Annotated in this window: 12 protein-coding genes; 7 read left to right on the forward strand and 5 right to left on the reverse strand. The window is 39.8% G+C overall.

Annotated features, from left to right (window positions below; translation table 11 throughout):
• Positions 1 to 259: 259 nt before the first annotated feature.
• Positions 260 to 1,198, reverse strand: coding sequence for a glycoside hydrolase family 16 protein (locus tag KO495_RS08690; RefSeq protein WP_215980021.1), 939 nt, complete (start codon positions 1,196 to 1,198; stop codon positions 260 to 262).
• A 298-nt stretch (positions 1,199 to 1,496) separates the two neighbouring features.
• Here KO495_RS08690 and KO495_RS08695 point away from each other — a divergent pair, with 298 nt between their 5' ends.
• Entirely contained in the window at positions 1,497 to 1,829 is a 333-nt protein-coding gene (locus tag KO495_RS08695; protein ID WP_215980022.1) for a PBPRA1643 family SWIM/SEC-C metal-binding motif protein, read from the forward strand.
• 27 nt (positions 1,830 to 1,856) lie between these two features.
• Positions 1,857 to 2,309: a hypothetical protein gene (locus KO495_RS08700; protein WP_215980023.1), complete on the forward strand. Its 453-nt coding sequence runs from the start codon at positions 1,857 to 1,859 to the stop codon at positions 2,307 to 2,309.
• 88 nt (positions 2,310 to 2,397) lie between these two features.
• Here the strand turns inward: KO495_RS08700 and KO495_RS08705 are convergent, their stop codons facing one another.
• Together KO495_RS08705 and ilvC are read right to left on the reverse strand one after the other, a co-directional pair.
• A complete protein-coding gene (locus KO495_RS08705) occupies positions 2,398 to 2,712 on the reverse strand; it encodes a pyrimidine/purine nucleoside phosphorylase (RefSeq protein ID WP_215980024.1) in 315 nt (104 codons plus the stop codon).
• Between the two features lie 195 nt (positions 2,713 to 2,907).
• On the reverse strand, positions 2,908 to 4,392 hold the full coding sequence (ilvC, locus tag KO495_RS08710; RefSeq protein ID WP_215980025.1) for a ketol-acid reductoisomerase: 1,485 nt from the start codon (positions 4,390 to 4,392) through the stop codon (positions 2,908 to 2,910).
• Between the two features lie 165 nt (positions 4,393 to 4,557).
• On the opposite strand from ilvC, the gene ilvY reads away from it, so the two are divergent.
• Positions 4,558 to 5,439 carry an HTH-type transcriptional activator IlvY gene (ilvY, locus tag KO495_RS08715; RefSeq protein WP_215980026.1) on the forward strand — a complete coding sequence of 294 codons (882 nt, stop codon included), beginning with the start codon at positions 4,558 to 4,560 and terminating at the stop codon, positions 5,437 to 5,439.
• Between the two features lie 13 nt (positions 5,440 to 5,452).
• Here the strand turns inward: ilvY and KO495_RS08720 are convergent, their stop codons facing one another.
• Both KO495_RS08720 and KO495_RS08725 read right to left on the reverse strand, forming a co-directional pair.
• Entirely contained in the window at positions 5,453 to 6,124 is a 672-nt protein-coding gene (locus KO495_RS08720) for a hypothetical protein (protein ID WP_215980027.1), read from the reverse strand.
• A gap of 149 nt (positions 6,125 to 6,273) precedes the next feature.
• The gene (locus KO495_RS08725; RefSeq protein WP_215980028.1) at positions 6,274 to 7,794 is read right to left on the reverse strand and encodes a YifB family Mg chelatase-like AAA ATPase; all 1,521 of its coding nucleotides are present in this window, start codon (positions 7,792 to 7,794) and stop codon (positions 6,274 to 6,276) included.
• A 458-nt stretch (positions 7,795 to 8,252) separates the two neighbouring features.
• Between KO495_RS08725 and ilvG the strand changes: the two genes are divergently transcribed.
• The 4 genes from ilvG (at position 8,253) to ilvD (ending at position 13,389) form a co-directional block, all read left to right on the forward strand.
• Entirely contained in the window at positions 8,253 to 9,917 is a 1,665-nt protein-coding gene (ilvG, locus tag KO495_RS08730; protein ID WP_215980029.1) for an acetolactate synthase 2 catalytic subunit, read from the forward strand.
• A 1-nt stretch (position 9,918) separates the two neighbouring features.
• A complete protein-coding gene (gene ilvM / locus KO495_RS08735; protein ID WP_215980030.1) occupies positions 9,919 to 10,191 on the forward strand; it encodes an acetolactate synthase 2 small subunit in 273 nt (90 codons plus the stop codon).
• A 137-nt stretch (positions 10,192 to 10,328) separates the two neighbouring features.
• The gene (locus KO495_RS08740; RefSeq protein ID WP_215980031.1) at positions 10,329 to 11,255 is read left to right on the forward strand and encodes a branched-chain amino acid transaminase; all 927 of its coding nucleotides are present in this window, start codon (positions 10,329 to 10,331) and stop codon (positions 11,253 to 11,255) included.
• A gap of 274 nt (positions 11,256 to 11,529) precedes the next feature.
• Positions 11,530 to 13,389 carry a dihydroxy-acid dehydratase gene (gene ilvD / locus KO495_RS08745; RefSeq protein ID WP_215980032.1) on the forward strand — a complete coding sequence of 620 codons (1,860 nt, stop codon included), beginning with the start codon at positions 11,530 to 11,532 and terminating at the stop codon, positions 13,387 to 13,389.
• Positions 13,390 to 13,527: the final 138 nt, after the last annotated feature.

Raw genomic sequence — 13,527 nt, forward strand, 5'->3', positions numbered from 1 at the left:
ATATTAATGACGAACGTTAAGAGGGAATAATTAACCTGAACTCGGTTTAAGAGATATTTAACAAATTGAAATATCAGCAAAAATTATTTTTCTGAATCGCTAGCTTGATAGTTTTTCTTAATTCAAGGTAAATTTCGCGTCAATAGCTTGCCTATTGCAAGTAAATTTAACAAAGAAGTTAGGAAAAATAGCTGCTAGAGAAACATTTGTTAAGCCGAGCTCAGGTTAACTAACGTATTAACTTAAAATTAATTCGCTGCTATAAGCCACAATAGCTATCAAGCTTAGGTTGCCAATGTGGCACAGTGTCTTGTTGCTTAACCTGTTGCTTACGTAATGAAGCAACGGCTTGTTCAACTTGCTTATGTGATAATGCGCTATCAGCATTAAAGTAAACCCAGTCAACTTCTTGATGATATTGGCGAGGTTCAGTGCTATTTAGCACGGCTTCAGGAATAAACCACAAGTTAAAGTTCATCGACATCGCGACTTCAGGATAAACATCGCTACCATGCTCAGAGAATAAATGACCGTTAATATAATACTTAATAGTGTCATTAAATACTTGCAATACAACGGTATTCCAGCCTTGTAAGCTTTTCTTGTAGGTGTCATGTGCATTCACTGGTGTCCAAGGCTCTAATTGAAATGTTTCCCATGAGGTTGAAAAGAGTACATTACCTTTAACACCCCAGCCGCCATTAGCTAAATATTCAAAGTCCATTTCGCTGTAGTTTTTATCCATTGGGGCTTCAAGCGGACTAATCGTATAAAAGGTTTCAACAATACCATCACCGTCTGGACCAAAATCAGGCTCATCATTAAAGTATAAGCGAGCGGCATAAGTCCCCTCTAAATATTTACGTTGATGACAAATTTGCGTATGTCGCGTGTTTTCGGCACTACCGTCCGTTTTAGAGGTTAAGCGCATAACAGAGTTATTAGCATCGCTTTGGTCAACATGAAAGCTAATACCTTCATCCCACCACGTGGCATTTTTTATGCCTGGGTGCCCTACTTGAGTGCGCGCAACCCAACCATTTTTTTCTGCATCGCTTAATGTTTTATAATTAAAATCATCAAACATTACTTTGTCGTTACTTTTGGCGATAACGCTATTTACCGGGCTTACCAATAGCGAGGCAAGTGCTATAATAAAAAAAGGTAACCGTATTGATGTGTTTTGTGTGTGTTGCATAATATTCCCTAACGTTCTCATATTTATCGTTATCATTTATTGTGATCGTTTTATTACTCGCCCTAGTTCGAAATACAAACAAAGCCGCGCTATCACAAGAGAACATTTACCCTAAAATATTGCCAATTAAATTATATGAAAGTTGCTAATTTTGTTATTAAACTTTATTAAAGCCTTATTTATAAAGACCTCTGTGGCATAGCTAATAACATCGCGTTAACTAGCTCGAGTAAAATAACTCGTCGCTAATATTGAATAAAGCCGCTAAAATAGCGTTTTTTGAAATTAGAGAATAACAATGTCTAAATTTTTCTACCGTGGCCGACCTGACGTAATGACCAATTATGGTAAAAATGGTTACAAGCCAAACCCCAATGTTAAATTAGGCACTGCAGGCAGACCATTAGTGTTAACAGTAGCCAATGAGCAACGTAGCGCAGAAGTACAAGCGTTGGCTGATCTGCATAACTTAGTCGCTAATATTACTATTGATGCTAAAGCAGATGAAAACATTGCTGAATTAGAAGTTGCCTTAAACAAGCCTAGTACCCAACGCTTTGAAAAAACACCTGAGCGTAATGATCCATGCTCATGTGGTAGTGGCAAAAAATATAAAAAATGCTGTGCTTAACTGTGCTTTACTATACCTAGGCAGCCCATGAAAATATCACACCTACAATTAAAGCTTTTATGTAACATTACCGCCGCAGGCTTCTTTTTAGCATTTATTTATCGCTGGCATTACAATATTAGCGAACCAACGAATATGCTAGCGATTGCTGCAGCATTTGGCTTAATGTCTTATCGATTTTCACTACGCTTTAAAATGAATAACTCGTTAAAAAGTTTAGTGGAACGTCGTGAAAGTGATTTAGTGATTTCTCGATTAAAAATATCACCGTTTAGTAAAAAATCATCACTGACAAAAATTAGCGTCGCGCGTATTTCGCTGATTACAGCTGCCGACAACTACCTCTCTATTATTATTGATGGTAATGGCAACGGTTATGATTTTCAGCTATTAGCCAATAAAGATGAAATTGTTGAGCATATACAAAGCTTATTATCGTGTGAGGAACTTGCTGGCATTAAAATAAGCAATGTCAATTAACATTCAGGTTAACTAATAAGCGACAGATAAAACTAAAAAGGCACCTCATTATTGAAGTGCCTTTTATTATTTTTAAGGTGTTATAGCACTAAGCAATGTAGCTACAACAGTAATCAATAATTGTTTTTGCTTTTACATCAAAACTACTGTTTGCTGGTACTTCAAATGACTCACCGCCTTTAATTGGTAACCACTGCTGTGCGCCAGCTAATAAAATTTCACATTCACCCGCTGTAATTTCCATAAGTTCATGTTCATTAGTACCAAAGGTGTAGTCGCCTGGCATCATAATACCTAAGGTTTTAAAGCTACCATCTTCGAACGTTACTTTTCGACTCGTAACCTTACCGTCAAAATAAACATTCGCGGCTCTAGTTACAGTAACATTATTAAATTCGCTCATTGATATTCCCCTTTGCTTTGTAAAATGAATAAGCTCTGCTTATATAAGATAAATTGATTTCAGTGTTGTTGTGCTTAAAAACTCCATAAAAAAAGCATTCGTCCTCAGGATAAATGCTTTTATATTTGCTGTACTCCAACCTTATTGAAATACAGCAAACCATTGAAATTAATTAGTTAATAACAATTAAGTTGATTAAACGTTAGCTTCAACAATTTTTTTCATGTCAGTCATGTAACCACGAAGCTCTTTACCAATCACTTCTACGCCATGGCTGCGAATTGCTTCATTAACTTCAATTAAACGTACGTTATCAACGCCATTTGAACTTGTTTGAACACCTTCACCTAATTGCTCAAGGGTTAAGTTACTTGCGTATTCTTCAAGTAATGGCACTGCTGCGTGAACAAATAAGTAGTTACCGTACTCAGCTGTGTCAGAAATTACTACGTTCATTTCGTATAATTTATTACGTGCAATACAGTTAGCAATAAGTGGTGTTTCATGAAGTGATTCATAATACGCTGACTCTTCAATAATGCCCGCAGCAACCATAGCTTCAAATGCTAGTTCAACACCAGCTTTGATCATAGCAACAACAAAAATACCTTTGTCGTAGTACTCTTGCTCTGTAATTTCTACATCGCAATCTGCGGCTAATTCAAATGAAGTTTCAGCCGTTTGTGCACGCCACTTAAGTAGGTTAGCATCGTCATTTGCCCAGTCTTCCATCATAGTTGCAGAGAAGCGGCCTTCAATGATGTCATCCATGTGCTTTTCAAATAATGGACGTAAAATAACTTTTAATTCTTCAGACATATCAAACGCTTTGATTTTCGCAGGGTTTGATAAACGATCCATCATGTTAGTAATACCACCGTGCTTTAAGCCTTCAGTAGTTGTTTCTAAACCGTATTGTAATAATTTACGTGCGTAAGCAGCGTCAATGCCTTGAGCAACTAATTGCTTATGACCTAGTACCGCCGCTGTTTGTAACATACCACAAAGAATAGTTTGCTCGCCCATTAAATCAGACTTAACTTCAGCAATGAAAGAAGACTCTAAAACACCCGCTCTGTCGCCACCTGTTGCAGAAGCATACGCTTTAGCAATCGCTAAACCGTTACCTTGTGGGTCGTTTTCAGGGTGAACAGCGATAAGTGTTGGTACACCAAAACCACGTTTGTATTCTTCACGTACTTCAGTACCAGGACACTTAGGAGCAACCATAACTACTGTAATGTCAGGGCGAATTTGCATGCCTTCTTCAACAATGTTGAAGCCATGAGAGTACGCAAGAGTTGCGCCGTGCTTCATTAGTGGCATTACCGCAGTAACGGCTGAAGTGTGTTGCTTATCAGGTGTTAAGTTTAAAACTAAATCTGCTTGAGGAATTAATTCTGCGTAGTTACCTACAGTAAAACCATTCTCAGTAGCCCACTGCCATGATTGACGTTTTTCGCTAATTGCTGCATCACGTAAAGCGTAAGAAATATTTAAACCTGAATCACGCATGTTTAAACCTTGGTTTAAACCTTGAGCGCCACAACCAACAATAACAATGTTCCAATCTTTAATGAAGTTACAGCCATCGCTAAACTCTTCACGCTTCATAAAACGACATTTGCCTAATTGGCCTAATTTTTCACGTAAACTTAACGTATTGAAATAGTTGCTCATGCTGATTCCTCTAACTTGATAAAGTTGAATATTCTAAAATAAATTGAGTCAGGTTTTCTGACAGTGGAATTAGCATACGCTAGTCAAAGCGTTGCAAAAAGTGATATATTCGCACCATCGCGTTGCATTTTTTGCAACACAAGACAATTCACAGAGGACTGGGTTATGGATCAAAAAGCACTTGCGATGTTTGCGCATTTAAGTCAAAGCTTGCACTTTGGTAAAACCGCACAAGCACATCATATTAGTCCGTCAACCCTCAGCAGAGCAATTCAACGTATTGAAGATGAAGTAGGTACCGCCTTGCTACATCGTGATAACCGTACTGTGGTACTAACTGAAAATGGTAAAAAGTTTAAGCAATACGCCGAGCAACAGCTCGAATACTGGCAAACCTTTAAGCAATCAATCGACCAAGCACAGCAAGCCCTAACTGGAAAATTACACATGTACTGTTCGGTTACTGCCGCCTATAGCCACTTACCGCCGCTGTTAGAGCGTTTTAGATCGCAGCACCCGTTAGTTGAAATCATGTTAACCACCGGTGATGCCGCCGATGCACTTGAACAAGTACAAAACCAATCGGTTGACGTTGCTATAGCCGCACACCCTGAACATTTACCGCGCAGTGTTTATTTTCAACATTTAGACACCATTGCCCTTGCCGTAATAGCGCCAACGATGAGCTGTAAAGTACAGCAGCAACTGAACGAAAAAATATTACCTTGGTCAAAAATCCCAATAATCTTACCCGAGCATGGCGCTGCTCGAAAACGTTTCGAACCTTGGTATCGCAAAAAACAACAAGGTAAACCAAATATTTATGCGACGGTTTCAGGGCATGAAGCTTTAGTGAGTATGGTAGCTTTAGGTTGTGGCGTTGGCATAGTGCCACAAGTGGTCGTTGACAATAGTCCAGTAAAAGATCGAGTTAGAAACTTAGAGAATATTGGTGAGATTGAACCATTTGAATTAGGGGTGTGTTGTTTAAATCAAAATAAAGCACAGCCCCTAATGAAAGCATTTTTTCAAGCCATTGCTGAGTAGCAATATTATTGAATTAGTTAAATTTTCTAGCCAATGCTAACAAAGGTAAAGCAAATAAAAACAAAGTGCTCGGCTCAGGAATATTATTGGTCGAGCTCACTTCAACCATAACATTATCAATACCCCAACTCTCATCCGCCATACTTTGCAAACCTGATGCATTGAAATTGAACTGAACATCATTAGCGGCATGCGCAAACGTAAAGCTCAAATTATACACAGAATCACCATAAAATGAGTAACCTAAGCTATTAATCTCTGCGGCGTCGGTATGGGCAACAAAGTCACCATTGGCATTGCTCGCTGAATAACTTTGATTATGATTAAATTCAGGTGTATTACTAAAAGTAGTACTCAACAAACTAAGTCCGTTAGCTAAACCAAAAGTAAAAACATCAAAGCCACCGCCACTCACTTGATTTCCATCCCACGATTGAATAACAAACAAGTCAAAAGATATTGTCATCGTATTATGTGCTTCAAGGTTATCAAGCGATAAACTCACCGTTTCATTACCAAACTGCCCGAGAAAACTGCGATTGCCCACAGGTGTAATATCTAACAACGATGTTGACCATGGTGCACCAGCACTTGCTTCAAAGTCGTTTTGGTAAATAATACTTGCTTGGCTAACTTGCGTTAATAATAAACTACAAGCCACGATTATTTTTCCTAATAAATTCACTTAATTTACTCCGTTAAAAAATTGGAATTCAAACATAGCAAAAACAAGCAAGCATTAAAATAACATTTAGTTACATTCTGGTTTCACTTTAATTACAAAGTGACATTGTAGGTGTTAAGATCAAAATCAATCGATAGCTCCAAAAAAACTTATGCCACCGCACTAGTTAAGTGCCTAAGTAGCCTGTCCATCGCTCGGTACGAAAGTGCTTCCATCAAGTGTGTTTTTAAAATCATTTGACTAGCTTCCATATCAGCTAGCGTTCGCGCAATTTTAATAATTTTGTGATGAGCGCGGGTCGACAAACCAAGACGCTCTACAGCCAGCTCTAAAAATTCATTATCATCAACATTCAACTGACAATATTTTTTTATTTCGGCGGTACTCAAGTGAGCATTCGCTTTACCTTGGCGAGCCATTTGAATATTGCGGCTTACTTGCACGCGAGCTTGTACCGTTTCACTATTTTCATTTTCTTGCGTATCAGCCGACCAAGTACCACGGGGTAAACGAGCCACTTCAATTTGAATATCAATACGGTCAAGAAAAGGCCCTGAAACCCGACTCAAATAACGTAACACCTGCTCAGGCGTACTGCGTTTGTCGTTATAAAACCCAGTTGGGCTAGGATTCATAGCACCAATTAATTGAAAGCGTGCTGGAAACGACTGCTTATGCAAAGCCCTCGAAATGGTAACTTCGCCTGACTCCATCGGCTCTCGTAAAACATCAAGCACCTTGCGCTCAAATTCAGGTAACTCATCTAAAAACAAAACACCATTGTGCGCTAACGATATTTCACCCGGCTGAGGCTGACTACCGCCACCAACCAGTGCTGCTGACGATGCGGTATGGTGCGGCGCTCTAAATGGGCGAGTGTGCCATGAATGACTATCAATTTTTTGATGACTGATAGATTGAATCGCAGCAACATCAAGTGCTTCAGCCTCGGTCATCGCAGGTAAAATTCCTGCTAATCGGCTTGCTAACATGGTTTTCCCCGTACCTGGCGGACCAATAAACAAAAGATTATGTCCGCCTGAAGCGGCAATTTCTAAGGCACGCTTTGCTAAAGGCTGACCAATAACGTCACTAATGTCTAACGCCGACGGGACTCGTACAATATTCGCTTCACGTTGTTCAACAAAATTGAGCGTTTGTTGCCCTGAAAAATGCGGGAACAATTGCGTTAAATGATTAATAGCTAATATTTTGGCTTGTTTTATCCAACTAGCCTGCTCAGCATTTTGTACAGGAATAATGAGTGTGCGCCCACTGTTGTGGCTGGCTAAAGCCGCAGGAATTTCACCAACAATAGCGCGTAACTCTCCTGATAACGCTAATTCGCCGGCGAATTCATATTGGCTTAAATCAACAGGCGGTAATTGCTCTGAGGCTGCCAAAATACCAATAGCAATGGGTAAATCAAAGCGGCCACCCTCTTTGGGTAAATCGGCAGGGGCAAGGTTTATGGTAATACGCTTCGCTGGAAATTCGTAGCCGCAGTTGATGATAGCGCTACGTACTCTGTCTTTTGATTCTTTTACTGATGTTTCGGGTAAACCGACAATATTAAACGCGGGTAAGCCGTTAGCAAGGTGAACTTCCACGGTAACCAAAGGTGACTCAAGTCCTACACGAGCGCGACTATAAACACAGGCAAGTGACATAAAAATTCCATTTAGTAATTCCCTTTTTTCTAGTGTAGACCAGTTTTTTTCAATTAGTCTTATTCCTCTCAGTTCATTCAATTAAAAAAAGACTCTAATAAAAAAACTTGCTATCACACCAAAAGCTATGGTACTAATTTAATAAGTGCACGAAAGCTGAATAAAAATTAACTAGAACAAAATAAAAATTCAGTTTTAACAATAAAAAATAAAGAACGATAAAATGCATAAATTTAACTCAATTATTATTAACGTCCTCGTCGTGGTGATTATTAAAACATCGCGAGGGTTTTCGTTGAGCTAAAAAATAGCAATTTATCGAAAAACAAACCCTCGCTTCTATGAACCGGGGGTTTTTTATTATTCAACGTAAAACTAGAGTAATAACTTGATTTTAAGAACATTTTTTAAACATAACTTTTGAACGTAATTTTTAACAAAACAATTTTGGATTTATCATGACCGAGAGCAAACCGTTAACAGGCGGCGGATTATTATTTGAAGTGTTACAACAACACGGTGTCGAGCACGTTTTTGGCTACCCAGGTGGCGCAATTATGCCTATTTACGACGCCCTGTATGACAGCGATGTTCAACACTTTCTCTGTCGTCATGAACAAGGTGCTGCTTTTTCGGCTGTTGGTTATGCCCGCGCTGCTGGTAAAGTAGGTGTATGTTTAGCCACTTCTGGCCCTGGTGCTACTAACTTAATTACGGGTCTTGCCGATGCCCTTGCTGACTCAATTCCTGTGGTTGCTATTACTGGTCAAGTACCCACTTCGGCTATGGGTAGTGATGCTTTTCAAGAGATAGATATTTTCGGTTTATCACTTGCCTGTACTAAGCATTCATTCCAAGTAACCGACATTAATGACCTAGAAAAAGTATTGCATCAAGCATTCGAAATTGCCTTAGAAGGTCGCCAAGGTCCTGTATTGGTAGATATTCCAAAAGATGTTCAGTTAGCTGAAGTTACTGAGCGTTTAGATAAATTATCGCATTTAGAAAATAAAGTGCATTTGCCATTAGCAGATATTAGTAATGCATTAGATTTATTAACCCATGCGCAGCAGCCTATTTTATATGTTGGCGGTGGTGTGGGTATGGCTAATGCCGTTGAGGAAACCCGACAGTTTGCTAAAGAAACTGGCATGCCAAGTGTATCTACCTTGAAAGGTTTAGGCGCCATGAACCCAGAAGATGAAAATTATTTGGGTATGTTAGGCATGCATGGCACCAAAGCGGCAAATAACGCCGTACAACAATGTGATTTATTAGTTGTCGTTGGTGCGCGTTTTGATGACCGTGTTACTGGCAAGTTAAATGAATTTGCGCCAAATGCTAAAGTTATCCATTTTGATATTGATACTGCTGAAATCAACAAGCGCCGTGCCGCTAATGTGGCAATTTTAGGTGACTTAAAAGCCAATCTACCTTTACTTTCTGTGCCACTAAGTATTGCCCCATGGCAAGAAAAGCTACAAGAAATGAAAGCCGATTGTGCATGGCGTTATGACCACCCTGGCGAAAATATTTTTGCGCCTGCGGTATTAAAAGCTGTCAGCGATTTAATGCCAAAAAATACTTGTGTTACAACTGATGTAGGTCAACACCAAATGTGGGCTGCACAACATATGGACTTTAACGATCCGTGTAACTTTTTAACCAGTGGCGGCATGGGTACTATGGGCTTTGGCTTACCTGCAGCAATTGGTGCACAAATTAGTCGTCCGCATGATACCGTTATTGCCGTTTCAGGTGATGGCTCTATCATGATGAATGTTCAAGAATTAGCGACCATAAAACGTTATCAAATTCCGGTAAAAATCGTATTAATTGATAACGCTAAACTAGGCATGGTACGTCAATGGCAAGACCTATTTTTCGATGGTCGTTTAAGTGAAACCGATTTATCAGATAACCCTGATTTCGTCATGTTATCGACGGCGTTCGACATCAAATCAAAGCAAATCACTAAAAAGAGTGAAGTAAACGCAGCGGTTGAAGAAATGCTTGATCACGACGGTCCTTACCTTTTACAAGTAAAAATAGATGCTGCTGAAAATGTTTGGCCGCTAGTACCACCTAATACAGCTAACCATAAAATGATGGAGAGTGTTTAAAATGAACTCGACAACTTTAAATGACTATCAACTAATTATTATTGCCGACGACAGACAAGTGGTACTTGAGCGTATTTTACAAGTAACACGCTACCGTGGTTTTTTAATTAATGGCATTAATGCACAGGTGAATACCGGCAATAAAGTCGCCACAATTACCTTACTAGTTAGCAGCTCTCGACCTATTACCTTATTAATTGATCAAATTAATAAACTGATCGACATCAAAGGTGTCACGGTAGACAATAGTGCAACGCAACAATGTAGTGCGTAACAATTATAAATAGTGCCAAATTGATTAAGTGTTTAATAAACAACAACCTAATCATATTGGAACAACAAGCATCTATAAAATTCCGACGGAGTGTTCCACGAATACTCCGTCGACACTAATAAGAGTAGGAAAATAAAATGGCAAAAGTACACGCAGATTTAATTTGGTTCAACGGGGAACTTATGCCGTGGGAAAACGCCACGGTTCATGTAATGAGTCATGCACTTCATTATGGTTCATCTGTATTTGAAGGTATTCGTGCTTATAACACACACAAAGGTACCTGTATTTTCCGTTTAGAAGAGCATATTGAGCGTCTTTTTAATTCAGCAAAAATTTACCGTATGAATATTCCTTACACGCAAGCAGAGATCATTCAAGCTTGTAAAGATTCTGTGGTAAAAAATGGTTTGAAATCAGCTTATTTACGTCCGTTATTTTTCTTAGGCGATATAGGTATGGGTTTACGTCCGCCAACAGATGCGGTTGCCGATGCAATGATCGCAGCCTTTAGCTGGGAAGCATATTTAGGCGCTGAAGCTATTGAAGACGGTGTTAACGTGGGTGTTTCAAGCTGGAACCGTTTAGCGCCAAACACTATGCCAACAGCGGCAAAAGCAGGTGGTAACTACTTATCATCACAATTAATATCAACTGAAGCAGCGCGCCACGGTTATACCGAGGGTATCGCTCTTGATGTTAATAACATGGTGAGTGAAGGCGCAGGTCAAAACTTATTTTTAGTACGTAAAGGTGTTATTTACACGCCACCGAGTTCAGCCTCAATTCTAACTGGTTTAACGCGTGATGTAGTAATGACATTAGCGGCAGATTTAGGTTATGAAGTACGTGAAGAAGCAATTGCGCGTGACGCATTATACCTTGCTGATGAATTCTTCATGACCGGCACAGCGACTGAAATAGTACCTGTTAAAACCGTTGATGGTTTACCTGTAGGTACTGGCTCACGCGGTCCTATCACGAAAGCATTACAAGAAGCTTTCTTCGGTATTTTTGATGGTACTACTGAAGATAAATGGGGTTGGTTAGAGTCTGTTGAATAAACGGCTTTTTGAGAGCTAGCGCTTTATCGGGAGTGCCTACCTATTGTTATAGGCTTCGCACTCCTGTTTTGAGTTAATCTCAAGATACTAGTTACTTCATTTTTATGGCGAAAGATATAAACGAACTAAAACTAACGTACAAACTAAGGCTAGCGCCCAAACTAAGTTTTATTTTAAAAGCTTAATCACTAATTTTACTCTTATTAAGCTTTTAAAATAAAACTAATAAAAACTTATTAAACATAATACTAACCTCTAATTGGAAGTCCTGAATATGCCTAAATTAAGATCTGCTACCTCTACTCAAGGCCGTAATATGGCCGGTGCTCGTGCACTTTGGCGCGCTACAGGTATGACCGATGGCGATTTTGGCAAACCAATTATTGCGGTGGTTAATTCATTTACGCAATTTGTACCTGGTCATGTGCACTTAAAAGACATGGGGCAACTTGTTGCTGGCGCCATTGAAGAAGCAGGCGGTGTTGCAAAAGAATTTAACACCATTGCCGTTGATGACGGCATTGCTATGGGTCACTCAGGCATGCTTTACAGCCTACCTTCTCGCGATTTAATTGCCGACTCTGTTGAATATATGGTTAACGCACATTGTGCTGATGCCATGGTATGTATTTCAAACTGCGACAAAATCACCCCAGGAATGTTAATGGCTGCAATGCGTTTAAACATTCCAGTAATTTTTGTTTCTGGTGGACCAATGGAGGCAGGTAAAACCAAATTAAGCGAACAAATTATTAAACTTGATTTAGTAGACGCTATGATTCAAGGTGCTGATCCAACTGTATCTGACGAGCAAAGTGACCAAGTTGAACGTTCAGCCTGCCCTACTTGTGGTTCATGTTCTGGTATGTTTACCGCAAATTCAATGAACTGTTTAGCCGAAGCCTTAGGTTTAGCATTACCAGGCAATGGTTCAATGTTAGCAACCCACGCTGATCGCGAACAATTATTCTTAAAAGCAGGTAAACAAATTGTTGAGCTAACTAAGCGTTACTATCAAGATAACGACGAGTCAGCATTACCACGTAATATCGCCAACAAAGACTCTTTTTCAAACGCAATGTGCTTAGACATTGCGATGGGCGGCTCAACCAATACTATTTTGCATTTACTGGCTACCGCACAAGAAGCTGAAATAGATTACACCATGGAAGATATGGATAAGTTATCTCGTATCGTGCCACAGTTATGTAAAGTAGCGCCATCAACACCAGATTATCATATGGAAGATGTTCATCGCGCCGGTGGTGTTATTGCTATTTTAGGTGAGTTGGCCCGCGCTAACCTATTAAAAACAGATGTTCCTAATGTATTAGGCACAACCTTAGCTGATGTTATCGCTCAGTATGATATTAAAGTTACCGATGATGAAGAGGTTAAAAAGTTCTATCGCGCTGGCCCTGCCGGTATTCGTACTACTAAAGCCTTTAGCCAAGATTGTCGCTGGGATACGTTAGACGATGACAGAGCCAATGGTTGTATTCGTAGCATTGATAATGCCTTTTCAACGGAAGGTGGCTTAGCGGTACTTTCGGGTAATATTGCCGTTGATGGCTGCGTGGTAAAAACCGCGGGTGTTAGTGACGACAACTTAATATTTACTGGTCCTGCACATATTTTTGAAAGCCAAGACGATGCCGTTGCCGGTATTTTAGACGGTAAAGTAGTTGCTGGTGAAGTGGTGGTTATTCGTTACGAAGGCCCTAAAGGTGGTCCAGGTATGCAAGAAATGCTTTACCCAACTACTTATTTAAAATCAATGGGCTTAGGCAAAGCTTGTGCTCTACTTACCGATGGTCGTTTCTCTGGCGGTACTTCTGGCCTGTCTATTGGCCACGTATCACCAGAAGCCGCAAGTGGCGGAACCATCGCCTTAGTAGAACAAGGCGATATTATTCATATCGACATACCTACGCGTGAAATTACTCTACAAATTAGCGAAGAAGTATTAGCAACACGCCGCGCAGCAATGGAAGCTAAAGGCAAAGATGCTTGGCAACCTAAAGATCGTGTTCGCCCAATTAGCTACGCACTGAAAAACTATGCCATGTTAGCCACGAGTGCTGACAAAGGTGCTGTTCGTAACCGCGCCTTACTAGACGGCTTAACCGAGTAATATCATTATGTCTACAGCCAATTTTAGACATAATAATTAACCTTACCGATGTTCGGCTAGCACAGGCCGAGCATCGTATTACCATCGCTAGCTAATGAGTAAAATTGAAAGCCACAATCAAATTCTAAAAAATTAAGT

This window comes from Colwellia sp. D2M02, assembly GCF_018860755.1.
GTDB lineage: Bacteria > Pseudomonadota > Gammaproteobacteria > Enterobacterales > Alteromonadaceae > Colwellia > Colwellia asteriadis.